The organism is Pseudomonas sp. 10S5, from assembly GCF_035019745.1.
Lineage (GTDB): Bacteria > Pseudomonadota > Gammaproteobacteria > Pseudomonadales > Pseudomonadaceae > Aquipseudomonas.
In genome coordinates, this window is the sequence record NZ_JASJVL010000005.1 from 166,620 (window position 1) to 192,713 (window position 26,094).

General features: G+C 55.2%; 19 protein-coding genes. 15 read left to right on the top strand and 4 right to left on the bottom strand.

Annotation, left to right across the window (positions count from 1 at the left end; translation table 11 throughout):
• Positions 1–71: 71 nt before the first annotated feature.
• Positions 72–3,032 (top strand): HD domain-containing phosphohydrolase, encoded by a 2,961-nt coding sequence (locus tag QN378_RS07100; protein ID WP_322203651.1) that lies wholly within the window; start codon positions 72–74, stop codon positions 3,030–3,032.
• Positions 3,033–3,106: 74 nt separating this feature from the next.
• Here QN378_RS07100 and QN378_RS07105 read toward each other — a convergent pair whose 3' ends face one another.
• Positions 3,107–3,451: a YggL family protein gene (locus QN378_RS07105; protein WP_322203652.1), complete on the bottom strand. Its 345-nt coding sequence runs from the start codon at positions 3,449–3,451 to the stop codon at positions 3,107–3,109.
• 344 nt (positions 3,452–3,795) lie between these two features.
• Here QN378_RS07105 and dacB point away from each other — a divergent pair, with 344 nt between their 5' ends.
• Positions 3,796–5,265: a D-alanyl-D-alanine carboxypeptidase/D-alanyl-D-alanine-endopeptidase gene (gene dacB, locus QN378_RS07110; protein ID WP_322203653.1), complete on the top strand. Its 1,470-nt coding sequence runs from the start codon at positions 3,796–3,798 to the stop codon at positions 5,263–5,265.
• A 68-nt stretch (positions 5,266–5,333) separates the two neighbouring features.
• Here dacB and rlmKL read toward each other — a convergent pair whose 3' ends face one another.
• Positions 5,334–7,610 (bottom strand): bifunctional 23S rRNA (guanine(2069)-N(7))-methyltransferase RlmK/23S rRNA (guanine(2445)-N(2))-methyltransferase RlmL, encoded by a 2,277-nt coding sequence (rlmKL, locus tag QN378_RS07115; RefSeq protein ID WP_322203655.1) that lies wholly within the window; start codon positions 7,608–7,610, stop codon positions 5,334–5,336.
• A gap of 588 nt (positions 7,611–8,198) precedes the next feature.
• On the opposite strand from rlmKL, the gene rmf reads away from it, so the two are divergent.
• Entirely contained in the window at positions 8,199–8,414 is a 216-nt protein-coding gene (rmf, locus tag QN378_RS07120) for a ribosome modulation factor (RefSeq protein ID WP_080290409.1), read from the top strand.
• 141 nt (positions 8,415–8,555) lie between these two features.
• Here rmf and QN378_RS07125 read toward each other — a convergent pair whose 3' ends face one another.
• Complete coding sequence (locus QN378_RS07125; protein ID WP_322203657.1) at positions 8,556–9,581, bottom strand: quinone-dependent dihydroorotate dehydrogenase; 1,026 nt, start codon at positions 9,579–9,581, stop codon at positions 8,556–8,558.
• 152 nt (positions 9,582–9,733) lie between these two features.
• Between QN378_RS07125 and QN378_RS07130 the strand changes: the two genes are divergently transcribed.
• From QN378_RS07130 to cobA, 12 genes are all read left to right on the top strand, one after another.
• The gene (locus QN378_RS07130; protein ID WP_323546596.1) at positions 9,734–10,945 is read left to right on the top strand and encodes a CmpA/NrtA family ABC transporter substrate-binding protein; all 1,212 of its coding nucleotides are present in this window, start codon (positions 9,734–9,736) and stop codon (positions 10,943–10,945) included.
• A gap of 14 nt (positions 10,946–10,959) precedes the next feature.
• The gene (locus QN378_RS07135; protein WP_323546594.1) at positions 10,960–11,535 is read left to right on the top strand and encodes an ANTAR domain-containing response regulator; all 576 of its coding nucleotides are present in this window, start codon (positions 10,960–10,962) and stop codon (positions 11,533–11,535) included.
• Between the two features lie 341 nt (positions 11,536–11,876).
• On the top strand, positions 11,877–13,088 hold the full coding sequence (locus QN378_RS07140; protein WP_322203661.1) for a nitrate/nitrite transporter: 1,212 nt from the start codon (positions 11,877–11,879) through the stop codon (positions 13,086–13,088).
• Positions 13,089–13,095: 7 nt separating this feature from the next.
• Positions 13,096–14,754 carry a bifunctional protein-serine/threonine kinase/phosphatase gene (locus QN378_RS07145; RefSeq protein ID WP_322203663.1) on the top strand — a complete coding sequence of 553 codons (1,659 nt, stop codon included), beginning with the start codon at positions 13,096–13,098 and terminating at the stop codon, positions 14,752–14,754.
• A gap of 242 nt (positions 14,755–14,996) precedes the next feature.
• Complete coding sequence (tssD, locus tag QN378_RS07150; protein WP_322203665.1) at positions 14,997–15,269, top strand: type VI secretion system tube protein TssD; 273 nt, start codon at positions 14,997–14,999, stop codon at positions 15,267–15,269.
• Between the two features lie 2 nt (positions 15,270–15,271).
• Positions 15,272–16,744, top strand: a complete 1,473-nt coding sequence (locus QN378_RS07155; RefSeq protein WP_323546591.1) for a hypothetical protein — start codon at positions 15,272–15,274, stop codon at positions 16,742–16,744.
• Positions 16,741–17,127, top strand: coding sequence for a hypothetical protein (locus tag QN378_RS07160; RefSeq protein WP_322203668.1), 387 nt, complete (start codon positions 16,741–16,743; stop codon positions 17,125–17,127). The genes QN378_RS07155 and QN378_RS07160 overlap by 4 nt, the downstream gene beginning before the upstream one ends.
• Positions 17,128–17,611: 484 nt before the next feature.
• Positions 17,612–17,998: a hypothetical protein gene (locus QN378_RS07165; RefSeq protein WP_323546589.1), complete on the top strand. Its 387-nt coding sequence runs from the start codon at positions 17,612–17,614 to the stop codon at positions 17,996–17,998.
• A 486-nt stretch (positions 17,999–18,484) separates the two neighbouring features.
• The gene (gene nirB, locus QN378_RS07170) at positions 18,485–20,929 is read left to right on the top strand and encodes a nitrite reductase large subunit NirB (RefSeq protein WP_322203669.1); all 2,445 of its coding nucleotides are present in this window, start codon (positions 18,485–18,487) and stop codon (positions 20,927–20,929) included.
• Positions 20,926–21,243, top strand: coding sequence for a nitrite reductase small subunit NirD (nirD, locus tag QN378_RS07175; RefSeq protein ID WP_322203671.1), 318 nt, complete (start codon positions 20,926–20,928; stop codon positions 21,241–21,243). Before nirB ends, nirD begins: the two co-directional genes overlap by 4 nt.
• Complete coding sequence (locus QN378_RS07180; protein WP_323546587.1) at positions 21,243–23,984, top strand: molybdopterin-dependent oxidoreductase; 2,742 nt, start codon at positions 21,243–21,245, stop codon at positions 23,982–23,984. The genes nirD and QN378_RS07180 overlap by 1 nt, the downstream gene beginning before the upstream one ends.
• Before the next feature lie 11 nt (positions 23,985–23,995).
• Complete coding sequence (gene cobA / locus QN378_RS07185; RefSeq protein ID WP_323546585.1) at positions 23,996–24,736, top strand: uroporphyrinogen-III C-methyltransferase; 741 nt, start codon at positions 23,996–23,998, stop codon at positions 24,734–24,736.
• A 293-nt stretch (positions 24,737–25,029) separates the two neighbouring features.
• On the opposite strand, the gene QN378_RS07190 is transcribed toward cobA, so the two are convergent.
• Positions 25,030–26,019, bottom strand: a complete 990-nt coding sequence (locus tag QN378_RS07190) for an OmpA family protein (RefSeq protein ID WP_322203677.1) — start codon at positions 26,017–26,019, stop codon at positions 25,030–25,032.
• Positions 26,020–26,094: the final 75 nt, after the last annotated feature.

Genomic DNA, 26,094 nt, shown 5'->3' on the forward strand with positions numbered 1-26,094 from the left:
ATTCGGGCGATGTCCGTGACACTTGGCTATGCTGAAAAATTATGCAGCGCACGACTAAGGAGAGAATTGCGATGCCTCGGAACCTCCTGCCTGACCAACGCCGGCTCCCCCTGCATATTCATATCAGCCTCATGTTTACCGTGTTGCTACTGTTTACCGGTGTCGTATTGGGCATCTTCAATTACCGGCAGACTTCGCAGATCATTCTTTCCAGCAGTGAGACTCTGTTCAGCGCTATCGCCCAAGATGTGGAAGCCGATATCAATCGCACTTATCAACCGATCCGCCAACTGCTCAGCTTGTTGGCGGCCTACGATTTAAACTACGCCACCACGCTGGAACAAAGGCTGGCATTGCTCAAGCCCTTTACACAGGCATTGCAGGACGATCCCAATCTGGCTTCGTTGTACCTCGGCTATAACAATGGCGACTTCTTCATGGTCCGACCTTTGCGAACTGACACCGCTAAACAGTCCGTCCAGTCACCGGCGAACGCTTCATACCAGGTTTGGAGTATCGAACACATCACCGGCAACCCCTTGCCACGGTCGCAATCGCTGTTTTTCGACGCTGCACTGCACTTGATCAACAAGCACGAAAACCCTAAGGAACGCTTCGACCCGCGTGACCGGGAGTGGTTTAAGCGAGCCCGCGAAGGCACTGATCAGATCACCACCGAACCCTATGTCTTTTTTTCAAGTCACGTGCTGGGCACTACGTTGGCCCGTCGTAGCGGCACAGATAGTGTTATCGCAGCAGACCTGTCGCTTGATGCGCTGTCTGCAACGTTGGCCAAGCATAAGGCCACCGCCAGTACCGAGGTGGTGGTGTTCGACAATGATGGCAATGCTGTGGCTTACCCTGACAGTTCGAAGTTGATTATCGAAAGCGGTACGGCCCACCTTGCCAAAGCCAAAGACCTAAGCCCGGCGCTTAACCGGTTATTTCAATTGGGTGTCGATTACTCCAAACGCCTGACAGCAGGCAATCGCGAATGGATAGTCGCCCATAGTCCACTAAGTGAGGGAGGTTCATCCGGGTTGCAAATGGCGATGTTAGTGCCCGCAGATGAGCTGCTGGCTGACGCCATCCGGCTGCGATGGCAAGGGGCGCTGGTAGCATTGACCACCCTCCTGGTGTGTTTGCCGCTCGGCTGGGTGATTTCACGCATCATGGTCAAACCGTTACGAGAACTGGTAAGCGAAGCCGATGCGATTCGCGGCTTCGATTTTACTCATCCGGCCAGTCATCGATCGTTAGTGCTGGAAGTCGACCAACTGTCTTTGTCTATGGCGCGGATGAAGGCAACGCTGGTCAGTTTTCTACGAATCACCGCCAGCCTGTCTGCCGAAACTCATTTCGATACGTTGCTGCAAAAGCTTCTCTGCGAGACCGTGACGATCAATCAAGCCCAAGCGGGTTTGATTTACTTGGTCAATAGCGAAAGCGGATACCTGGAGCCTAGCGGCCTCATCGTGCTCGGCGTTCAAAACGAACCGCAGCGCTACGGCATAGGCGCCCATGATTTAAACAATCGTCAACTGCCAGGCTGGCTGCAACAGCTAATTACAGGCAAAAGCAGCACCGTAGTCGCATTGGGTTTCGAGCAAGCCGATGATCTGCAAGGTTTGATGCAGGCCATCGAGGCGCCTAGAGTTCATCTACTGGCTATTCACCTGAGCAATCAGCATGGAGAAACTATCGGTGTTCTAAATCTGATCCATACAGATACCGGAACCCGCTCGGATCTGGAGAAAATCAGCCCAGAGCGGGTTGCATTCACCGAGGCGGTCTCCGGGGCGGCGGCAATATGTATCGAAAGCCAACGCCTTCAGGCGCGCCAAAAACTGCTGCTGGATTCGTTCATCCAGCTAATTGCCGGTGCCATCGACGCTAAAAGCCCATACACCGGCGGCCATTGCCAGCGCGTTCCGGTATTGACGCTCATGTTGGCACGCGCCGCCGCTGCGAGCCAACAACCGGCATTTCTCGACTTTCACCCCACCGAAGACGAATGGGAAACCTTGCATATCGCCGCGTGGCTGCATGATTGCGGCAAAGTCACCACGCCCGAATATGTGGTCGACAAAGCCACCAAGCTTGAAACCTTACACAACCGCATTCATGAAATTCGCACTCGCTTCGAGGTGCTGAAACGCGACGCCTGGATCACCTATTGGCAAGGACTGGCAATGGGTGGTGACTCGCTTGAGCTGGCAACTACCCGGGACGTCGAACTGACCGAACTCGATGACGACTTCAGTTTTGTCGCTTGCAGTAATCTTGGGGCAGAGGCCATGGACGATTCGGATTTACATCGCTTGCAGCAAATTGCAGCCCGCAGCTGGATGCGTACGCTGGACGACAGAATCGGCGTTTCCTGGGAGGAGAACAACCGCCAGTCCCGTCAGCCTGTTACGGCGCTACCTGCAAGAGAGACCTTGCTGGCAGACCGGCCTGAGCACCTTATCGAACGGGCTGAGGCCGAAGATATACCCGCTGACAACCCCTGGGGTTTTAAACTGGATGTACCTAGGTACAAATTCAATCACGGCGAACTGTATAACCTGAGCATTCGTCGTGGCACGTTAACCCATGAGGAGCGCTACATCATTAACCATCACATGGTGCAAACCATACTGATGCTAAGTCGTCTACCGTTCCCTGCACACCTCAAAGGCGTTGCAGAAATCGCCGGCGGCCACCATGAAAAAATGGACGGCACAGGTTATCCCAAACGCTTGAAGCGCGCCGAAATGAGCATCGCCGCACGAATGATGGCCATCGCTGACATCTTTGAAGCGCTAACCGCCGCCGACCGGCCTTACAAAAAAGGTAAAAGCCTGAGTGAGGCGCTATCGATCATGGCTCAGATGTGTGTCGACGAGCACATTGATCCGCCACTGTTCGAGCTCTTCATTCAAGCGGATATTTTTCAGCGCTATGCGGAAAGCTTTTTACAGCCACAGCAAATCGATGCCGTCGATAAAACGAGTCTATTGAAAAAAGCGGGTGTGGAATCAAGGAATTAAACAGGAAGATCGCGAAGGCATTGCGCTCTTCGGAATAAAGCAGGCATTGAGCCTGCTTTATGTATCAGCGTTGATCAGGCAACCGGATTGATCGCCTTTTCCGGGTACCAAACGTCGATCAACGGGCTGACTGTCACTTCTGTCAGTTCGCTACGGGCTTTGAGCCACCCTTCGACTATTGCACGCTGCTCTGCGTTAACAGAGCCACGTTTCTTCAGGCACACCAGACCAAAGTCTTCACCGCCAACGTAGTTCAGATCGTTGGCATCCATGGCTTCCGTCAGGAATGCGTCGAGGAAGGCATCAATAGCCTCATCATCCAGGTCTTGTTTGAAGTCCAGGTTGAGTTCAAAACCAACCTCTTGGAATTCATCAACGCAGAGTTTTTTGCGCAGACGCTGGGAACGGTTAGTGGCCATGGAACAATCCTCATAAGTAATAACGGGCGGCACTCTACCAGCTTGGACGACTAAATGCCCGCCTCAGTGCTGGATGTTCATCCGGGAGGTCGCTCAAGGCCAAAAAAATAGCGAATTATCGAAGAAAAATTGCCGAATGGACGGTGTTTCATCGGCACAACTCACCCCAGGCTGGGGCATAATACCGCCCATTCCGGCGCCGAGGTGGTCCATTCTGCTGACACATCGACCGTCAATGGAGCAGCATTTTGAATCGCCGTCTTTACGTCGACACATCACTATCAACGAGGGAATCCATCCATGCCCTCTTCATTTCCCTTCTCAGCAGTAGGGCTTTATTTCCAATGATCAAATCTTTTCGCCCCTTGTTATTAGTCAGTCTTTTATTTCCCTTGGCCATGCCCGCCGCCGCCGCCCCGATCAGCACCTCGCTCCCGCCCAAAGTTCAACAGGCCCTGCAGGCCGCCAAACTTCGAAACGACGCACTTTCCTTAGTCACTTTGCCGCTCAGCGGACCGGGCATTGCTACAGTTTACAACGCTGATGTTTCGGTCAACCCGGCGTCGACCATGAAGCTGGTGACGACCTATGCCGCACTGGAATTACTTGGCCCGAACCACCAGTGGAGGACTGAGTTTTTTACTGACGGCACCGTAAGTAACGGCGTCCTGCACGGTAACCTCTACCTTAAAGGCGGCGGTGATCCTAAATTAAATATGGAAAAGCTCTGGCTGCTGCTGCGCGACTTACGCGCTAACGGTGTGCTGCAGGTCACGGGGGATTTGGTGCTGGATCGCAGTTATTTCATACGGCCGCTGTTGCCCGTGTTCAACGATGACGGCAATGACGAAAACCAACCATTCCTGGTCAAGCCCGACGCGCTGATGGTCAATCTCAAAGCGCTACGCTTTATTGCACATAACGACGCGGGCAAAGTGATGGTGTCCGTAGAGCCTCCAATTGCCAGCATCCATCTCGACAACCAGGTCAAGGCGCTGGCGTCTGACACTTGCACTGGCGACGTCCGTTACACCCCGACCCCTCGGGTCGATGGCAGCATCGACGTGATTATCAGTGGCCAACTTGGGCAGGGCTGTAGCTCTCAGACCTACCTGTCATTGCTGGACCACCCGACCTATACCGCCGGTGCGGTGCGTGCCATTTGGCAAGAGTTGGGCGGCAGTATTCTGGGCAGGGACCGCGAAGAAGTAGTGCCCAGTAACGCTCGATTGCTGGCCAAGGCCTATTCGCCGGATTTGGCTGAGATTATCCGTGACATCAATAAATTCAGTAACAACACCATGGCTCAGCAATTGTTTCTGAGCCTGGGGGCGAAATTTCGCAACGAAGCCGATGGGGACGACGCCAAGGCTGCGCAACGTGTGATTCGTCAGTGGCTGGCCAAGAAAGGCATCATCGCATCGCACTTGGTCATGGAAAATGGTTCAGGCCTTTCCCGCTCCGAACGCGTCAGCGCGAGAGAAATGGCGCAGATGCTCCAATCAGCGTGGCAGAGCCCATATGCCGCCGAATACATCAGCTCCCTGCCGCTGGCCGGGGTTGATGGCACCATGCGCAAACGTCTGAAAACTACGCAAATGCGTGGTGAGGCACATATCAAAACCGGCACCCTGAACAATGTGCGGGCCATTGCAGGCTTCAGCCGTGACAGTAATGGCAATACTTGGGCGGTGGTGGCAATTCTCAATGGATCGCAAGTCGGAGGTACGGCGTCCGTTTTAGACACCGTACTGCTTGATCTGTATCGCCAACCGAAATTGGCCAATACCTCGATCTCACTGCAACGGCCTTGATGGTCCGCTAAGCCGCCGGGCCGCGCCAACACCTGACCCATTCAGCCAGATGATGGGGCGACGATTACTTAGCGCGCAGTAATGCGCCAAGCCCGGTGGATCTTGGTGTTGCGGGCGAAGTCCGGGTCCACGGTTTGTGCGGTAATTTCTTCCACGGAATAACGCTCGCTCAAGTTTTCATCGAGCTGAAACTTGCGGAAGTTGTTAGAGAAATACAACACGCCACCAGGTGCCAAACGCGCCATCGCCAAATCAAGGAGCTGCACCTGATCTCGTTGCACGTCGAAAATCCCTTCCATACGCTTGGAGTTGGAGAACGTCGGCGGATCAATAAATATCAGGTCATATTCATCACGACTCGCGTCCAGCCACGCCATGACGTCGCCCTGCTCAAGTCGGTTTTTATCTGAGAAGCCATTGAGCGACAGATTGCGCCGCGCCCAATCCAGATACGTCTTCGACAGGTCTACGCTGGTGGTGGTCCGTGCTCCGCCTTTGGCCGCGTGCACGCTGGCGGTGCCGGTGTAGCTGTAAAGATTGAGAAAACGCTTACCTGCCGCTTCACGTTGAATACGCATGCGCATCGGACGGTGGTCAAGGAACAGCCCAGTGTCCAAGTAATCCGTCAGATTGACCAGCAACTTGACGCCACCTTCACTGACTTCGCGGAATTGGCCTTGGGCACTTTGACGCTCGTACTGCTTAGTGCCGCTCTGACGCTCGCGGCGCTTGATGACGACACGGCTCTTGTCGATGTTCAACGCTTGGGGAATGGCTGCCAGGGCATCAAACAAACGTGCCGAGGCCTTTTCCGGGTCAATCGACTTAGGCGCGGCGTATTCCTGAACGTGTACCCAGTCGTGATAGAGGTCGATAGCCAGAGAGTATTCCGGCATGTCGGCATCGTAAACGCGGTAGCAGTCAATGCCTTCACGACGCACCCACTTACCTAGCAATTTGAGATTTTTCTGCAGGCGGTTTGCGAACATCTGCCCGCCTTCGCTCAGGCGCGCTTGCTCAACGACTGGCTCAGGAGTTTTAATCGGATTGCCATTCTTGTTGTACTTCTCATATTTACCCGGTGCCTCGACTTCGGCTGACTCATTGGCGTCAGCTTCAACCTGATCGCGCTCGACCTGACGCTGCTCGGGCGTTCGGCGCTCTCCAGTGACGAATTGATCGGGCACCACCTTGATCAGCAGCAATTTGCACGGCAATGCACCGTTCCAAAACGCGTATTGCTTGTGACTGCGGATGCCCATGCGCTTGCCCAGGTCAGGCGCACCGGTAAACACCGCAGCTTCCCAATTTAGGCACGCCTGACGCAAACGCTCACCAAGGTTCTGGTAGAGATAAAGCAGGCTGGCTTCATCGCCCAAACGTTCACCGTAAGGAGGGTTGCAGATCACCAGACCTTTCTGGTTCTGGTCAGGACGCGGCTCAAAAGTCGCGACTTCACCTTGATAAACCTTGATCCATTCGCTTAAACCCGCGCGGTCAATGTTATTGCGCGCAGGCTGGATCAAACGGGGATCAGCTTCATAACCACGAATCCACAAAGGTGGCTTGGCCAAGCCGATGTCAGCCCGTGCCTGTGCTTCGTCGTGCAGTTTTTTCCATGTCGCCGGAATGTGCCCCAGCCAGGCAGAAAAGCCCCAGCGTTCGCGCTTGAGGTTCGGCGCGATGTCCGCCGCGATCATTGCACCTTCCACCAGGAAGGTTCCGACGCCGCACATCGGGTCAGTCAACGCCCCGCCTTGAGCAGCGATGCGCGGCCAACCGGCACGAATCAAAATCGCCGCCGCAAGGTTTTCTTTCAGCGGTGCGGCCCCCTGCTGCAAACGATAACCACGTTGATGCAGGCTGTGCCCGGACAGATCAAGCGACAAAATAGCTTCGCCGCGATCAAGGCGCAGGTGAACGCGTAAGTCCGGATTGAGTTTATCCACCGACGGGCGTAGGCCTGAGGGCGTACGCAGTTTGTCAACGATCGCATCCTTGACCTTTAATGCACCAAAGTGGGTGTTATCAATCCCCGAACCGTTTCCGCTGAACTCCACCGCAAGGCTGCCTTCGGCGTCCAGGTGATCTTCCCATTCAACGTCCAGCACACCGTGATACAAATCCTCGGCGTCTTTCATGGGAAAACGCTTGATGACCAGCAACACGCGGTTAGCCAAGCGCGACCAGAGGCACAGCCTGTAGGCAGTTTCCATGTCTGCCAAGCCGCGAATGGCCGAAGTATGTTCGCGGGTTTCCTCTAGACCAAGCCCAGTCGCTTCTTCAGCGAGCAAGCCCTCCAGGCCTTTGGGACAAGTAAGGAAGAGTTCAAAACGGTCCGACATGATAATCCAACGCCTTTGGCGAGTAGCGGTGAGCAACGCGTTGCTTCACCAGATTTTAAACAAGCGCCTTTCTTGGAGAACGCCTGCCAGGCACACAAATTGTGCCGATCCACCCTGCAGAAACGAATTCATTCGCAAGGCAGTACTGCTGTATATCAGATAAACCGCGTCGTCCGCTTACCAATAGATTCGATTGCGTCGACCCAGCGAAAACTAAAACGTTGCAGCAATACCTTATATTTCGTGACCCTTCGTCGATTAAAAATTGGCGTCGATCCGACATCTTTTAAACGATAAAAGCGCCTCCCATTCCCAATCAAAGCCTCGGTTCAGGGGGGCTGTGGAAAAAATACAGTGCCAGCAACTGGGCTGCTTATGGCCCGAACACCCTTTTCGTTACGTTGTTATGACAAAACGGTCATTCACAGCGTCTTACGCATTCGTTAGAACTCAACACAGGTTGTCACCGCAATGGCGACAGCCCTAAGCCCGCGACGCCGGCAGCGGGTACTCACGGCAGAAGATTCTGCCCGACCTCGACATGAGGTCTCCAGGGACATAACAGTCAACAGACGAGGGCAATACCCTATGAGAAGACTTAAACGTGATCCGTTGGAAAGAGCATTTTTACGCGGATATCAATTTGGTGTTCATGGTAAATCCCGTGAGCTTTGCCCCTTTACTCTACCGTCAGTACGCCAAGCCTGGATCAATGGCTGGCGAGAAGGACGCGGCGACAACTGGGACGGTATGACCGGCACTGCGGGCATCCACAGACTTAACGAACTTCATGCGGTCGGCTAACCAGGCACACTCCGACCAGATTTTTTAAATATGTTGCACATTTGACTAAACATGCACGCCCCATCCGGGCGGCGGGCTTGCGCCCAGGGGCTCCTTCTCAGGAGTCCCTATTTTTATCCGGCGTTGACCTCGCACTACTGATCAGCGGCGATTTATTGCCGCAATCGCATCAACCGACTGCCCAATTAGCGCCGGCCCTTTATAAATGAAACCAGAATAAATCTGCACCAAACTCGCCCCTGCCGCGATTTTTTCCGCAGCATGCCTGCCTTCGGTAATCCCGCCCGCGGCGATGATTGGTAATCGTCCAGCCAGTTCCCCTGCCAAAACCTTGACCGTATGGGTACTTTTTTCGCGAACCGGCGCTCCCGACAGTCCACCGACCTCATCGGCGTAGGGCATGCCTTCCACCCCTTTGCGGCTGAGCGTAGTGTTGGTAGCAATCACCGCGTCCATGCCCGAATCAATTAACGCAGCGGCCACTAGAACAGTTTCTTCGTCGGTCATGTCCGGTGCGATCTTGATCGCCAGCGGAACACGGCGGCCGTATTTCATGGCGAGGTCTTCCTGGCGCAGGCGCAGTGCTTCGAGCAATTGTTTTAGCGAATCTCCAAACTGCAAACTGCGCAGGCCTGGGGTGTTAGGCGAGCTAACGTTTACCGTCACGTAACTCGCGTGCTCGTAGACCTTATCCAGGCAGATCAGGTAGTCGTCCACGGCCCGCTCGACGGGCGTGTCAACGTTCTTGCCGATGTTGATTCCGAGTATTCCGCCGTACCGAGCGGCCTTGACGCGAGTGATCAGGTGATCGACGCCCAGGTTGTTAAACCCCATGCGGTTAATAATTGCCTCGGCGTGAGGCAAACGAAAAATTCGTGGTTTCGGATTACCCGGCTGAGGGCGTGGCGTCACTGTACCGACCTCAACAAAGCCAAAACCTAACTGCGCAAAACCAACGATGGCCGTACCGTTTTTGTCCAGCCCCGCTGCCAAGCCAACCGGGTTTGGAAAGTTCAAACCCATCACCCTGACAGGTAACTGAGCAGGCGCTTTGCTTAACAAACCATTGAGACCCAACCGCCCACCCGCGCCTATTAAATCCAGCGACAGGTCATGGGAAGTTTCCGGGGAAAGTTTGAACAATAACTGGCGTGCCAGGTTATACATGGGCGGGAGTGGCTCGTGAGCGGCTGAATTCAGGGACGAGATTATAGACGGACCCGGCATAGGAGGCGAGACATGCTGTAATGTTTGCCGACGCTCGCGCCGAGAGTGGCATATGCATTGCTTCAAGACGCGGATGAATAAAGAGACGCGCTATGAATAAATCACCTAATAACGCTCTGGATTGGGTCGCAGGCAGCGATGCACCGGAAAAAAACACTATCGACTTAGGCTTTATCGCCCTGACTGATTGCGCACCACTGGTAGTCGCTGCCACTCAGGGATTCGGTCAACCTTATGGACTCACGATGAACCTGAAACGGCAGTCATCGTGGTCCAATCTACGCGACAAGTTGGTTAGCGGTGAACTAGACGCTGCCCACAGCCTCTATGGGCTGATCTACGCCGTACAGTTGGGGATCGGCGGCACCGGCCAGGTCGACATGGCGGTACTAATGGGCCTGAATCAAAACGGACAAAGCATCAATCTTTCAAAGGCCCTAAAAGAAGCCCGCGTGGTCAGTCCTGACGCATTAGACAAACGCGTGCACCAAAGCCGTACAAAACTGACCTTCGCTCAAACTTTCCCCACTGGCAATCATGCTATGTGGCTGTATTACTGGCTGGCAAGTCAGGGCATCCACCCCTTGAATGACGTTGACAGCGTTGTGGTGCCTCCTTCGCAAATGGTCGCGCATTTGCAGGCCGGGCGTATTGACGGCTTTTGCGTTGGCGAGCCCTGGGGTGCTAGCGCGGTTAATCAAGGGCTCGGATTTACCCTTGCAACTACTCAGGCCATCTGGCCGGATCACCCGGAAAAAGTTCTGGGTTGCACCCGGGAGTTTGTCGAACAAAATCCGAACACCGCCCGCGCGCTAGTAATGGCGGTGCTCGAAGCCAGCAAGTTCATCGAACAAAACGACGAAAATCGACGTAGCACCGCTCAACTGCTCAGCGGCAGCGACTACTTGAATACGCCAGTGGGCCATATCGAGCCGCGGTTGATGGGCGATTACACAGACGGCCTCAACCATGAATGGCACGATCACCACGCGGTGCGCTTCCACGGCGCTGGCGAAGTAAACATGCCTTACCTGTCGGACGGAATGTGGTTCATGACGCAATTCCGTCGCTGGGGTTTGCTGCGCGAAGAACCTGATTATGTGGCGATCGCCACTCAGGTGCATCGACTAGAGCTCTACGAACAGGCCGCCGAGGCAGTGGGCGTCAAGGTACCTGAGTCGGCCATGCGCAGCAGCCAACTGATCGATGGAAAAATCTGGGATGGCAGTGACCCGACGGCATACGCCCACAGTTTCAAACTACATGCGCTGGTTGATGCTGCCCCCACTTTCATCCGTCGTTGAAGGAGCCTGCGAACATGCTGCGTATCCTGCTGATAAACGACACGCCCAAGAAAGTAGGTCGCCTCAAGGCCGCCCTTATAGAGGCAGGTTTTGAGGTCATTGATGAGTCCGGTTTGATTATTGACTTGCCCGCCCGGGTAGAAGCAGTTCAACCCGATGTAATTCTGATTGACACCGAATCACCGGGCCGCGACGTCATGGAGCAAGTGGTGCTCGTCAGCCGTGATCAGCCCAGACCCATTTTGATGTTCACTGACGAACATGACCCGCTGGTAATGCGCCAAGCAATAAAATCCGGCGTCAGCGCCTACATCGTCGAAGGCATTCTCGCTCAGCGCCTGCAACCGATTTTGGATGTGGCAATGGCCCGTTTTGAGAGCGATCAGGAACTTCGTGCCCAGATACAGGCACGGGATCAGCAGCTGGCTGAGCGCAAGCGCATCGAATTAGCCAAGGGCCTGCTGATGAAGATGAAGAATTGTAAAGAAGAAGAGGCCTACACCCTGATGCGTCGCCAAGCCATGAGCCGTCAGCAAAAGCTTATCCAGGTGGCTGAGCAAATCATCGCAATGAGTGAGTTACTGGGGTAGAAACGTGCCCTATAAGCGACTGAAATGGAAAGATAACTCAGTAAGAGCGCGTCTGGCAGTGATCAGCTACATAACCCTCGAAAATGGGCGATTCGGTTTCTTAGTTGATATCTATTTGAATATTTTTAGACCTTGTTGCCCTTCATTGCGCAAAAGCTCGCCACCTTGGATCGTCGTTATGGCTCGCAACTTGCTTATATCCTCGCACCGGTAGCCAAAGGCGGTTACCCCTTACACGACAAAGACGTCGCATTCCCTTCTCGCTCAGGCGAATCGGGTAGCGGCGTTTTTTGCGTTTTGGCCCATAGGCCGCGATTCTTTGTATGCAGATGAGGTGTTCTATGAATGCAAGCTTCTGGAAAGCGGGTCACCGACCAACGCTGTTCGCAGCCTTTCTGTATTTCGACCTGAGCTTCATGGTCTGGTACCTGCTTGGCCCAATGTCGGTGCAAATCGCCGCGGACTTGCACTTGACCACTCAACAACGCGGCTTAATGGTTGCTACGCCGATTCTGGCCGGCGCGTTTTTGCGAGTGCTGATGGGTCTGTTGGCGGACAAACTGTCGCCAAAGACCGCCGGAATCGTGGGCCAGGTCATCGTAATTGGCGCGTTGCTTGCTGCCTGGCAACTGGGGGTTCACAGCTATGAGCAAGCGCTGTTGCTGGGCTTGTTCCTAGGAATGGCTGGCGCTTCGTTCTCTGTCGCCCTTCCGCTAGCTTCACAATGGTACCCGCCAGAGCATCAAGGCAAAGCGATGGGCATCGCCGGTGCAGGCAACTCCGGCACCGTGTTCGCCGCACTGATCGCGCCGGCATTGGCCGTGGCATTTGGTTGGACCAACGTCTTCGGTTTTGCATTGATCCCACTGGCACTTGTTCTGATCGCCTTCAGCTTAATGGCGCGCAACTCACCACAGCGAGCAAAACCTAAATCCATGGCCGACTACTCAAAAGCGTTGGGTGACCGCGACACTTGGTGGTTCATGTTCTTTTACGCAGTGACCTTTGGTGGCTTCATCGGTTTGGCCAGCGCCCTGCCCGGCTACTTCAACGATCAATACGGCCTGAGCCCCGTAACAGCGGGTTATTACACGGCAGCCTGTGTGTTCGGCGGCAGCATGATGCGCCCTTTGGGCGGCGCTTTGGCGGACCGTTTTGGCGGGATTCGGACCTTGTCGGGCATGTATGGCGTAGCCGCAGTCTGCATCGCTGCTGTTGGCTTCAACCTGCCAAGCTCCTGGGCCGCGCTGGCGCTGTTTGTTGCCGCGATGCTTGGCCTTGGCGCGGGGAATGGTGCAGTGTTTCAATTGGTACCTCAACGCTTTCGTCAAGAGATCGGTGTCATGACCGGCCTGATCGGCATGGCAGGCGGCGTCGGTGGTTTTCTACTGGCGGCGGGTCTGGGTGCAATCAAACAAAACACCGGCGGCTATCAAATGGGCTTGTGGTTATTTGCCAGCCTGGGCGTCTTGGCCTGGTTCGGCTTGCACAACGTTAAGCGTCGCTGGAGAACCACTTGGGGTTCGGCGGCTGTGACCGCTGCTCGGGTATAACCGGTCAATGAGCTTGCAACTGAGTTTCGCCCATTTCAGCGCCAACGGTCCTCGCGCCGAGAATCAGGACGCGAGCCGTCAGATAACTCCGATGCCGGCGCTGGCCGCGAGCAAGGGTTACTTGTTCGCCCTCGCCGATGGGGTAAGTCAGTGCGTCGATGGCGGATTGGCGGCGCGCTCGACCTTGCAGGCATTGGCGCTGGATTACTACGCAACGCCTGAAACCTGGGGCGTTGCACAGTCCCTGGACCGCTTGCTGCTGGCGCAAAATCGCTGGCTGCAAGCCAACGGGTTACTCACTACGTTGAGTGCATTAGTGCTGCGCGGGCGCCGGTTTACCCTCGCCCACGTTGGCGATTGCCGAGCCTACCGTTGGCATGCTGGCCAATTGCAACGAGTGAGCGAAGACCACGTCTGGGATCAGCCCGAGATGCAGCATGTGCTCAAGCGCGCGCTGGGGCTTGATCAGCATTTGGTCATGGACTACCTGGACGGGGAATTGCGCGAGGGTGAACGCTGGTTGCTGCTAAGCGACGGTGTGTGGGCGACCTTGGGTGACGCCACAATTACCTCGATTCTGCGCGAGCAACATGACCTGCAGAGCGCAGTCAACACCTTGGTCGCCGCTGCGCACCTGGCGGGCAGTCAGGACAACGCCAGCGCGCTGCTGATTCAAGTCGACGGCTTGGGTGAAGATAACCTCGGCGATACCTTGGTCCAGTTGCAACAATGGCCGCTGCCCCCTGTCCTGCGACCGGACCAGCTGTTCGAGGGCTGGCAGGTGGAAACCCTGCTCGCGCAGTCGCGACAGTCGTTGTTGTATCGGGTGCGTGATCGGCAGCAGCAACCCTGGCTGTTGAAAACCCTGCCCGCCAGCCGTCATGCCGAAGCTAACGCCGAGCAAAGCCTGTTGCTGGAAGAATGGTTCTTACGCCGGGTCGCGGGGCGATACTTCCCGCAAGTTCATACCGCCACCGAACGTCAGCACCTGTATTACCTGATGCGCCAATACCCCGGCCAGACCTTGGCAGAGCTGTTCAGTAACCATGGCCCGCTGCCAATGGCTCAATGGCAAGGCGTAGCGACCCACTTGTTGCGTGCCGTGGGCTTGTTGCATCGGCGCAACATTTTTCACCGCGACATCAAGCCGGAAAACCTGCTACTCGACGATAACGGCGACCTGCGAATTCTGGATTTTGGCTTGGCTTTTTGTCCAGGGTTGTCGGTGGACACCGCTAACGATCTGCCGGGCACTCCGAGCTTCATTGCCCCCGAGGCGTTCGGCGGCGCCGCTCCCAGCGCGCAACAGGATTTGTACAGCGCCGGGGTGACGTTGTACTTCTTGCTTACCGGGCATTACCCCTACGGCGAAATCGAAGCGTTTCAACACCCGCGCTTCGGCAACGCAGTACCCGCCAGCCGCTACCGACCGGACGTGCCGGACTGGCTGGAACATTGCCTGAGCAAAGCCCTGCAAACCGACCCGGCGCAGCGCTATGAAACCGCCGAAGAGTGGTTAATAAACCTCGAAAAAGCGGAGTTAAACCCTGCCAATACCCGTCCGCGCCCACTGCTGGAGCGAGAACCGCTGAAGGTCTGGAGGACCGTGGCGTTAGTGTCGTTGTTGGTGAATTTGGTAGTGGTTGTGATGATGTTGCATCGGTGATCCCCTGAGGGATTAAACTTGCGCAAGAAGTTGCGCGATGCAATAAAACAAAAGCTGCGCAACATGCGCTCGAACAATCAAGGCAATATAAGTCTGGTTTTATTCTGCAATTGCTTGATTTTCAGACGCGTCCTACATCCTGCCGGATTCACTTTCCAATAAACTACCCTCCCATCAAAAGGAGAGGTAGTTATGGCTAAGCCTGCATACATGACAATTACCGGCAAGGCTCAAGGATTGATTTGGCAGGCTGCTCCAGTAAAGAGTCGATCGGCAACAAACACCAGTCAGCACATACCGACGAAATAATGGTGCTTTCTTATACTCGTAACCTGGCCAATTTTGAAAATAACAACCAGTCAACTCATGGCTTTATCATTATCTCCAAATACATTGATAAATTTTCGCCCTTATTGGAACAAGCACTGACCCGAAGAGAAGAGTTGGACTGCACGTTTGATTTTTATCAAACAACGCCCGCGGCTACCAGCGGCTATAGCTTTTGGGGTGAATAACGATGAGCGCCAGCCGTGATGATATCTGGGATGTCCACCAAGCAGCAGGACAACTGCAAGGACAAGCCATTAGTGTTAGCGCCCGACACCTTGATCAAGGTAATGGGCGCGTGTGGTTTATTCGGGAAGTGTCCTATTACGCCAAGCATATTATTGATGACGTTGAACTCGGTCGTAAAACCCCCACCCAGGGCATAGACGCCCTATTGAAAGAGCACCGCAGTCTCGCGAGTCAATCGCAAGCGTTGGCGCGCAATCGCCAGCGTGCCATAAGCGACAGCGTCAAACGCATCCCGGGGCCACGGCTCACCCAACCGGTTATGCGACCTGATCCCGAGCGCTTACTGCGTTATGTCTTTGCTCAACATCTCAAGGTGAGCAATGAAAAGACCCTGGCTACCCTGCACCTGCCCGTCCCGACGTCCATTTATAAACGTTACAGGCTTTTTCCTCCAGAGCTGCAATCAGAACCCATCGAACTGCACGACCCCGGGTTCTATATTGTCCCCAGAAGCACCACGGTTGAACGACTGGAAGCGCAGTTGTTCACCTCAGCCAGTTCTGCGGTCATTGCTAAATTCAGGATCCTAAACCCTGGGTTGGATCAGATAAAAGCCGGGCAAATGATCGTGCTCAGTGATCCCAATAATGGACAATGCACTGAGGAAGAAGCGCGCCTGATGGACGCGGCAAAAGTGGTGAATATGGCGTTGGAGGATCTTAGTCCTGAAGAAGCCGACTTCATGGTTCGCCACCGCGACGAAATCGAGTCTTTAATCAAGTACGGCTCTATTGGGACCAGCATGGCGGCGGCGGTTTACAAGGACAACATAGACGCGGTAGGAGAAATCCTGGAAGCCATTGAAGACCTGCACAAGCGCACCTTCAACCAACACGGGCACCTGCGATCCCCCGAGTTCTTTGCTGAACGCAAAGAACTGTTTGCTCAACTCGACACCCACCTCACCAAGCTGACCAAAAATACCATCGACTACCCTGACCACCCGAAACTGAAAACCGCCCTGGGTATTTCCAGCCGTAGTTTGGTGCATCGCTGGGGCCGGGCCGGTGCCCATGACATGAACCCTGGATATGCCACTCATCTGGCCAAAGTGGCCAAGGCCTCCAAGTACATAAATTACGGTGGTTGGGTGGGCACCGCTATTGGCGGCGGGGCTTCTTATATGAAAGTGCAGGATGTATGCCGGGCGGGGGATGCTGAGGCGTGTGAGAAGGTGAAATATACGGAGACCGGAGGGTTCGCAGGAGGGGCTGCGGGCGGTTTTGTCGCAGGCGGAGTTTTAAGCGCCGTCGGGACTGGAGCGATCTGCTTTGCTATCGGGGTTCCGACTGCTGGGGTGGGAGCGCTTGTATGCGGTGTTGTGGTCGTGGGGGGAGTTTCTTTCGCCTCAGGTTATTTAGGGGGAATGGGTGGTGAAAAGGCAGGCGAGTTGATTTACGAGGTCAGAAAATGAGCGTTAGTACCGCCGATAAAATTTACCTCTGTATTTGGTTAGTTTATTTTGCAAGCATGCTTGCTTGGATTGGGGCAGCGATGTATCTCGCCTACACCAAAATGGACCTGATGTTGGGCCACATGAAGAATAGTCCGATAATTATGATTCGCAGGTTTCTGATACACGCGGGTCCTTGGGGGCGGATGCATCTCTTTGGGGTAATAATGGGGATGATGGTCACGCCTGGTATGGCTCTTCGGAGGGGGGCGGTTAGCGCCGAGGATCTGAAGAATTTTCCTGCCGATCTGAAGCGCAAACTGATTGTGATGCAGTGGCTTGGTTGGGGGCTGCTTTTGGTTATGTGTGCACTTGCAGCATATGCAAAATTCGGTAATGCCTAGCTTTGCGGTTAGTTACTCGCCCTCGTCAACCGCGTTGAAGCGATAAGCGAAGTGAATTACGAGATCAGAATGAGCTTGGGTACTGCTGACAAAATATTCCTCACTGTTGGGTTAATAGATTTCAGTGGAGCTGTGATTTGTATTGGGGTTGCAGTACATATCGCCTATACAAAAATGGATATGCTATTGGATTGCTTCAGAAATAGCCCTGCTGTCAAAGCTCTAACGCCTCTACGTTTCGGAGGGGTGGGGGCGACTATTAATAGTTGGAGGGATTTCTGGCTTCGTTACCTTTTCCGATTTTTATATTAAGCGAGGCAGTATTAGTGCTGAGGATCTCAGTGGGTTGCCCGCAAATATTAAATGGAGACTAATAGAGGAGCGTTTGTAGGTGGCGTTTTAATTATTGGCGAGGGGGCTTTGCAGCACAGATCTGCTGGAAAGGGATTGAAACGGCAGGCAAAGTGATTTACGAGGTCAGTAAATGAGTGTGAGTACCGCTGACAAAATTTTCCTTTGTGTAGGTCTAGTAAATTTTGGAGGTATTATAATTTGGATCGCTATAGCGCTATATATCGCCTATACCAAAATGGACCTGATGCTAAGGCACTTTAAAAACAGTTCCGCAGTTATGATTCGAGCATTTTTGATAAATGCTGGTCCTTGGGGGCGGATACATGTCTTTGGGTTAATAATGGGACTTATGGTGATGCCTGGTGTTTTTGTCCGAAAAGGAGCTGTTAGCACCGAGAATTTAAAAAATTTCCCTGTCCCATTGAAACACAAACTGGCGGTATTGCTGTGGGTCGGCTGGGGGCTGTTATCGGTAATATTCGGGCTTTTTGTGTTAATAAAAATTGGTATTGTCTAACGCTTTTTGTCATGGGTTTGGAGGCTGGTAAATGAGTGTGAGTACCGCTGACAAAATTTTCCTTGGTGTCGCTCTGGTCGACTGTTGAGATGTTTCTGTTTGATAAGAAGGGTCACCACGTCTTCGACAAGGGGCCCGTCGCGGGCGAGCGCGCTCATCCAGTCCAAGTGTCGATATTTCAATAAATGTCTTGTTTGATGAGAGGGCGTTTTTATTCGCACCAACTCCGCGCAGTGGGCTTCAAAAAGGTGCAAAAAATTGCGAAAAATCTATCACCCGCCCCAATAAAAATAGGATAACCCGACTTGGCACAACCGCTGCATAGGTTGCAGTAAGTAATTACATCGTTGCAGCTTTCAACGTCGAAGGCTGCACTTCCCGAGAGAACGGGACCGGACAAAGGTGTCCTCGCCATTAACTGGCGGGACGCCTTTTTTTGTTTGCGCGGAATTGTCGAGCTTACCCCTAGCGGTTCTCGGAGGCCACATGAAACGACTCAAGCTGGTGATGATTGGGAATGGTATGGCGGGTGTCCGCACCCTTGAAGAGCTGATCAAACTGAGTCCGGACCTATACGACATCACCGTATTCGGCGCCGAGCCGCACCCAAACTACAACCGAATCCTGCTGTCGCCGGTCCTGGCCGGTGAGCAAAACTTTGAAGACATCGTGCTCAACGACCTGAGCTGGTACTTGGAAAACAACATCCACCTCCTGCTAAACCGCAAGGCCGTGAAGATCGACCGGACCAAACGCTTGGTCATCGCCGACGATGGCACCGAGGCCCATTACGATCGCCTGCTGATTGCCACCGGCTCGATACCATTCATATTGCCGATTCCGGGCAACACCTTGCAGGGCGTGATTGGCTACCGTGACATCGCCGACACCCAAACCATGATCAATACCGCCAAAACCCACACCCATGCCGTGGTGATTGGCGGCGGACTGCTGGGTCTTGAAGCAGCCAACGGCCTCAGGTTGCGCGGCATGGACGTGACCGTGGTGCACATCGGCGAATGGCTGATGGAGCGTCAGCTGGACAAAGTTTCCGGGCAATTGCTGCAAACTGAACTGGAAACACGCGGACTGTCGTTCCGCCTGGAAGAATCGACCCAAGCGTTGCTCGACGACGGCAAAGGCCGCGTGAAGTCAGTGCAATTCAAAAATGGCGACGTGATCCCCGCAGACCTGGTGGTCATGGCGGCCGGTATCCGCCCCGCCACCGAACTCGCTGAGCAGTCAGGCATCCCGTGTAATCGCGGCGTCTTGGTCAGCGATACGATGCAAACCTACGACCCACGGGTCTACGCCATTGGCGAGTGCGCCAGCCATCGCGGCATCGCATACGGGCTGGTCGCTCCACTGTTTGAACAGGCAAAAGTCTGTGCGAACCATTTGGCGCAGCTAGGCTTTGCCCGTTACCAAGGCTCGGTTACCTCAACCAAATTAAAAGTGACAGGCGTCGATTTGTTTTCCGCTGGCGACTTCATGGGCGGCGAAGGCACAGAAACCATCACCCTCTCTGACCCGATTGGCCGGGTCTATAAAAAACTGGTGATCAAGGATGACGTGCTTGTAGGCGCCTGCTTGTATGGCGACACGGCAGATGGCGGCTGGTATTTCCGGCAAATTCGGGAAAACGCGCAGATCAATGAAATTCGCGATCACTTGATGTTTGGTGAAAACGCCTTGGGTGACGTCGGCCACCAAGGCCAAGATAAAGCCATGGGCATGGCAGACACCGCTGAAGTCTGCGGCTGCAACGGCGTGTGTAAAGGCACCATCGTCAAAGCGATTCAGGAACACGGGCTGTTTAGCGTCGACGACGTGAAAAAACACACCAAAGCCGCCAGCTCCTGCGGTTCCTGCGCAGGGCTGGTGGAACAGATTTTGATCAACACCGTCGGCGGCGCAGCGGATGTAAAACCGAAAAGCGAAAAAGCCATCTGCGGTTGCAGCGACTTAAACCACGGCCTGATCCGCGCGGCGATCCGCGAGCAGCATTTACTGACCATCGCCAGTGCGATGAGCTACATGAACTGGCGCACTCCCAACGGCTGCGCTACCTGCCGCCCAGCGCTGAACTACTACCTGATTTCTACTTGGCCGGGGGAAGCGAAGGACGATCCACAGTCGCGCCTGATCAACGAGCGCGCCCACGCCAACATTCAGAAAGACGGCACCTACTCGGTGGTTCCACGGATGTGGGGCGGCGTGACCAACCCGTCCGAACTGCGGCGTATCGCTGACGTGGCCGACAAATACAACGTGCCTATGGTCAAGGTCACCGGCGGTCAACGCATCGACTTGTTGGGGATCAAGAAGGAGGACTTGCCGGGAGTCTGGAAAGACCTCGACATGCCATCCGGCCATGCGTATGGCAAATCGATCCGCACGGTAAAAACCTGTGTCGGCAGCGAGTTTTGCCGCTTCGGCACGCAGAACTCGACGCAACTGGGCATTGAACTGGAACACGACCTGTTCAACATGTGGTCACCGCACAAGGTCAAGCTGGCCGTCTCCGGGTGCCCACGCAACTGTTCGGAAGCCGGCATCAAAGACGTCGGCATCATCGGTGTCGATTCCGGTTGGGAGATGTACATCGGCGGCAACGGCGGGATCAAAACCGAAGTCGCGGAGTTTTTTGTCAAACTCAAGACCGCCGAAGAAGTCCGCGAATACAACGGCGCGTTCCTGCAGCTGTACCGCGAAGAAGCGTTCTACCTCGAACGCACCGTGCATTTCCTGCAACGCGTCGGCATGGACTACATCAAGAAAGCCGTGCTGGAAGACGCTGATAAACGCCAGGCGCTGAACGCGCGCTTGCAGTTCTCGCTGTCGTTCGAACAAGACCCTTGGAAGGAACGCATTTCTCAGCCGCTGCTGAAGAAAGAATTCGAACGTATTCCCGTGGAGCTGCTGGCATGAACTGGTTTGACATCTGCGCCCTTGAAGACATCAACCCACTGGGTTCGCGCATCGTCGAAGGCCCCAAGGGCGACATCGCCATCTTTCGCACCAGCGACGACGACGTGTTTGCCCTCGACGACCGTTGCCCGCACAAGGGTGGTCCGCTGTCCCAAGGCTTGATCTACGGCAAGCGTGTTTCGTGCCCGTTGCATAACTGGCAAATCGACCTGGAAACCGGTGATGCACAAGCGCCTGACATCGGCTGCGCACACAAGCACTTGGCCCGAGTTGAAAATGGCCGGGTGCTGTTATCCCTCAAGGAAGCGGGCTGATGCGCCCGCCTGCTGCGACAGAATCCGCCACGCAGATTACGGCCTCGACCTGCTGCTATTGCGGTGTCGGTTGCGGCGTACTGATCGAACACGATGGCGAGCGCATTCTCGGTGTCAGCGGTGATCCGCAACACCCCGCCAACTTCGGCAAGCTCTGCAGCAAAGGCGCGAGCCTGCACCTGACTGGCGACGTCACGGCCCGAGCGCTGTACCCGGAATTGCGCTTGGGCAAAACCCTCGCGCGCAGCCCAACAGATTGGGACACCGCACTGGAGCATGCGGCCAATGTCTTCGCCGAGACCATTCGTGAGCACGGCCCAGACAGCGTTGCGTTCTATGTGTCAGGGCAACTCCTGACCGAAGACTATTACGCATTCAACAAGCTCGCGCGGGCCTTGGTCGGCACCAACAATATCGACAGTAATTCGCGGCTGTGCATGTCCTCCGCCGTGGTCGGCTACAAGCGCAGCCTGGGCGCGGACTCACCGCCGTGCAATTACGAAGACATCGAACTCAGCGATTGCGTGATGATCGTCGGCAGCAATATGGCCTACGCCCACCCGGTGTTGTTTCGCCGGTTGGAAGAAGCAAAAAGCTTACGGCCCGAGATGAAAATCATCGTCGTTGATCCGCGCCGCACCGACACCTGCGATTTGGCCGATATGCACCTGGCGATTCAGCCCGGCACCGACGTCGCGCTGTTTCACGGTATTTTGCACTTGCTGCTATGGGAAGACTGGGTTGACCGCAGCTTCATCAGTGCCCACACCCAAGGCTACGCCGAGCTGAAAAGCCTGGTCCGCGATTACACCCCACAGATGGTCTCGGAGATATGCGGTATACCGGTTGAGCAACTGCACGCCTGCGCACAATGGGTCGGCACCGCGCCAAGTTTTTTGTCGCTGTGGTGCATGGGATTAAACCAGTCCACCTCAGGCAGCGCGAAGAACAGCGCGCTGATCAATTTACACCTTGCTACCGGTCAGATCGGGCGCCCTGGCGCAGGGCCGTTCTCACTAACCGGTCAGCCTAACGCCATGGGCGGACGCGAAACCGGCAGCCTGTCGAACCTGTTGCCGGGCCACCGCGAAGCCGGCAACGCCGCGCATCGCGAGGAAGTCGCAGCCTACTGGGGCGTCGATGCATTGCCCGAAACACCCGGATTGTCAGCTATCGAGCTATTCGAACAGCTGCAAACCGGCAAAATCAAAGCGTTGTGGATCGCCTGCACTAACCCTGCACAGTCGCTACCGGATCAGCAGAAAATCCGCGAAGCCCTGACCACCTGCCCATTTGTGGTCTTGCAAGAAGCGTATAGAACTACCGAAACCTGCACGTTTGCCGACCTGCTGTTACCCGCCGCCAGTTGGGGCGAAAAAGACGGCACTGCGACTAATTCGGAACGACGCATTTCCCGTGTCCGCAAAGCGATAGCTGCGCCGGGTCAAGCACGCTCGGACTGGGCAATTACGGTTGATTTTGCTCAGCGGCTAGAGCAACGCCTGCGCCCTGGAAAAACCAGCCTGTTTGCTTTCGATGGGCCTCAAGCATTGTTCGATGAATACAAACAGCTGACCCGTGAGCGCGATCTGGACCTGTCAGGCATCAGCTATGCGCTGCTTGAACAGCGTGGCCCCCAACAATGGCCCTTCCCGGTGGGCGCCGAAACCGGGACAGCGCGCTTATACCTTGATGGGATTTTCCCGACGGAGTCCGGCCGCGCCACGTTCGTAACCGAACCCTACCGTGCAGCAAAGGAGCTGCGTGATGCGCGCTTTCCGCTGACCCTGAACACCGGACGCCTGCGTGATCAATGGCACGGCATGAGCCGCACCGGCACCGCTGCGCAGTTGTTCGGCCATGTCAGCGAAGCGGTTTTAAGCCTGCACCCGGATGAATTACGCCGCCATCGTCTACAGGCAGGCGATCTGGTCAGTCTGAAAAGCCGCCGTGGCAGCCTGATCGTGCCGGTCACCATTGATGACAGTATTCGTCCCGGCCAAGCATTCTTGCCCATGCATTGGGGTGATCGTTTCCTCAAGGGCGGTGTGAACATTCTGACCCAACCGGCCTTCGACCCCTTGTCGAAACAGCCGGAACTGAAACACACCGGCGTGCGCATCGAAGCCGTGAGTTTGTCGTGGCAGCTGTTTGCATTGGTGGAAGGTGACGTGCAAACCAAAATTGAGGCACTCAGACCCCTGTGTGAGGCATTTGCCTACGTCAGCCTCAGTTTGGCCGGACGTGAACGTCCAGCGCTGCTGATTCGAGCCGCAGGCGCTCAGGCACCCGACAATCAATTGCTGACCCAGATTGATCAACTACTGGGCCTGAATGAAGGTCCGGTGCTGTCTTACGACGACCCTCGCCGCTCGATTGGCAAACGGGTGCGGATTGAACACGGCCGCATTATTGCCATTCGCTTGGCCGGAGAGACCATCGCCCGGCATTGGCTGCAAAGCCTTTGGCTCGAAGGCCGCGCCGACGAGCAATTACGCCGCTGGCTGTTGGCACCGATCAGCACTCCACCCGGTAACGCCGCCGCCATGCCGCACAGCAGCAAGGTCGTGTGCAACTGCATGAACGTCAGCGAAAGCGCGGTAGTGGGGGGCATTGGTCGCGGGCTGGATTTGATTCAACTGAAAACACAGCTGGGGTGCGGCAGCCAATGTGGCTCCTGCGTACCGGAAATCAAACGGCTGCTGGCGGTCAACCCGCTAGCGGTCGCGGTCCACCAATGAGGGGTGACGGCATGAGCGCAAAAGTCTGGCTGGTAGGTGCAGGTCCCGGCGACCCTGAGTTGTTGACACTCAAAGCTGTGCGCGCACTGCGCGAAGCGGATGTGGTACTGATCGATGATCTGGTCAACGTCGCGATCCTTGAGCACTGCGCTTCAGCCCGGGTCATTGCGGTCGGCAAACGCGGCGGCTGTCGCTCTACGCCGCAAGCGTTCATCCACCGACTGATGCTGCGTTACGCCCGCCAGGGTAAATGCGTGGTCCGACTGAAAGGGGGTGATCCATGTATTTTTGGACGCGGTGGCGAAGAGGCTGATTGGCTTCGGGCTCAAGGCATTGAAGTCGAACTGGTCAACGGCATAACGGCCGGACTGGCGGGGGCAACTCAATGTGGTATTTCACTGACACTGCGCGGCGTTAGCCGGGGCGTTACGCTGGTCACGGCTCACACTCAGGACGGCAGCAGCCTCAACTGGCAGGCCTTGGCGCAAAGCGGCACCACGCTGGTGGTATACATGGGCGTCGCCAAGCTCTCGGAAATCCGCGACAACCTGATGGCCGGTGGCTTGTCGGCGAACACGCCGGTGGCAATGATCGAAAACGCCTCTCTGCCCCATCAGCGCGAATGCCGTAGCACTCTGGCCGAAATGCAAACAGACGCCCTCGCTTTTGAGCTCAAAAGCCCGGCGATATTAGTGATTGGTGAAGTCGCGGCGAGTGCGGCGGCATTGGTCGAACAGGCTCAGTTTGGTTAATGCGTCCATAACGTCTTGCGGGACGATTCTATAGCCAACCTGATGGCGAGGCGGGCACCACGGCGTGCTTGAAGCGCTGCGGTGTTTGTTATATCGCCAACAAATTGCAATTTGGTTGGAGACCCTTTACCCGCTTCCCGAATAAATTCGGTCCCACAGATGATGGCGATGCACAGATTCTGTAGGAGTTGTCGAAGGCTGCGATAAGTCCGCAGTACCTTTGTATTCATCAAATCGCACGCAAAGAAAAGCCCGGCCTGAGCCGGGCTTTTCTACGAGGCTTTAGCTACAAATTACTGAGCAGCTTTTGCTTCGACTGCAGCTTCTACGCGACGGTTGATTGCGCGGCCAGCTTCAGTTTTGTTGTCTGCAACTGGACGGGTTTTGCCGTAACCAACCGAGCTCACGCGACCAGCGCCAACACCGTACTGGCTAACCAAAACTTGTTTGACAGCGTTAGCGCGCTTCTCAGACAGTTTTTGGTTGTAAGCGTCAGGACCGACGGAGTCAGTGTGACCTTCAACAGTGGTGCTGGTTTGTGGGTACTGCTTCATGAAGTCAGCGAGGTTCTTGATGTCGGCGTAGCTGTTAGGCTTAACGACAGCTTTGTTGAAGTCAAATTTGACGTCCAACTGAACACGTACGACTTGTGGAGCAGCTTCCATTGGAGCTTCTACAGGCGCTTCAGCAACTGGCTGTGGAGCCGGTGCTGGAGCCGGTGCTGGCTTGGAGCCACCACCAAAGTTAACGCCCAAGCCGATGGTAGGAGCGTAGTCCCACTTGCCGTTATCCAGCTTGTAGTCAGCGTCTACGCCAGCACGTGCATACAAGTTGTCTGTGATGTACCACTTGGCACCAGCACCGATGGTTGCGAAGGTGGACGAGTCACGACCCTTGTAACCGTCAGCTTCAACGCCGGTCATGCTCTGGTGAGCAAAGCCGCCGGAAACGTATGGACGGATAGCATCACCAACGGTACCGAAGTGGTACATACCGGCCAGGGAGCTAGTGTCGCCATGAATCTTCTGGTTGCCGGTATCGCCGTTGGAACGCGTGTAATTAGTTTTGCCATAGCCCAGGATAACTTCAACGTCGTCGGTCAAGAAGTAGCCGATGGAAGCACCAGCGGTGCGGCCGTCTTCTACGTGGTTGACGCTGTCGTTGTAGTTCTTCTGGTAGAAGGCCTCACCCTCGACCGCGCCTTGGCCTTGCGCCAGAACGCCGAACGAAGCTACGGCAACAACAGAACCAATGGCAATGCCCAAGGTGTTTTTCAGTTTCATCCGTTAAATCCCCATCTGGTGATTGTTAAGAAGCCCTTCGTACTGAAGGACAACTCGACGACAAGTCTATCAGAA

Coding starts and splice junctions, on each gene's coding strand:
- nirD (WP_322203671.1), top strand. CDS start 20,926: ATGAACTGGTTTGACATCTGCGCCCTTGAAGACATCAACCCACTGGGT.
- QN378_RS07100 (WP_322203651.1), top strand. CDS start 72: ATGCCTCGGAACCTCCTGCCTGACCAACGCCGGCTCCCCCTGCATATT.
- rlmKL (WP_322203655.1), bottom strand. CDS start 7,610: ATGTCGGACCGTTTTGAACTCTTCCTTACTTGTCCCAAAGGCCTGGAG.
- QN378_RS07160 (WP_322203668.1), top strand. CDS start 16,741: ATGAGCGTTAGTACCGCCGATAAAATTTACCTCTGTATTTGGTTAGTT.
- QN378_RS07145 (WP_322203663.1), top strand. CDS start 13,096: ATGAGCTTGCAACTGAGTTTCGCCCATTTCAGCGCCAACGGTCCTCGC.
- rmf (WP_080290409.1), top strand. CDS start 8,199: ATGAGAAGACTTAAACGTGATCCGTTGGAAAGAGCATTTTTACGCGGA.
- cobA (WP_323546585.1), top strand. CDS start 23,996: ATGAGCGCAAAAGTCTGGCTGGTAGGTGCAGGTCCCGGCGACCCTGAG.
- QN378_RS07155 (WP_323546591.1), top strand. CDS start 15,272: ATGAGCGCCAGCCGTGATGATATCTGGGATGTCCACCAAGCAGCAGGA.
- QN378_RS07130 (WP_323546596.1), top strand. CDS start 9,734: ATGAATAAATCACCTAATAACGCTCTGGATTGGGTCGCAGGCAGCGAT.
- QN378_RS07190 (WP_322203677.1), bottom strand. CDS start 26,019: ATGAAACTGAAAAACACCTTGGGCATTGCCATTGGTTCTGTTGTTGCC.
- QN378_RS07165 (WP_323546589.1), top strand. CDS start 17,612: ATGAGTGTGAGTACCGCTGACAAAATTTTCCTTTGTGTAGGTCTAGTA.
- nirB (WP_322203669.1), top strand. CDS start 18,485: ATGAAACGACTCAAGCTGGTGATGATTGGGAATGGTATGGCGGGTGTC.
- QN378_RS07135 (WP_323546594.1), top strand. CDS start 10,960: ATGCTGCGTATCCTGCTGATAAACGACACGCCCAAGAAAGTAGGTCGC.
- QN378_RS07180 (WP_323546587.1), top strand. CDS start 21,243: ATGCGCCCGCCTGCTGCGACAGAATCCGCCACGCAGATTACGGCCTCG.
- QN378_RS07140 (WP_322203661.1), top strand. CDS start 11,877: ATGAATGCAAGCTTCTGGAAAGCGGGTCACCGACCAACGCTGTTCGCA.
- QN378_RS07105 (WP_322203652.1), bottom strand. CDS start 3,451: ATGGCCACTAACCGTTCCCAGCGTCTGCGCAAAAAACTCTGCGTTGAT.
- dacB (WP_322203653.1), top strand. CDS start 3,796: ATGATCAAATCTTTTCGCCCCTTGTTATTAGTCAGTCTTTTATTTCCC.
- QN378_RS07125 (WP_322203657.1), bottom strand. CDS start 9,581: ATGTATAACCTGGCACGCCAGTTATTGTTCAAACTTTCCCCGGAAACT.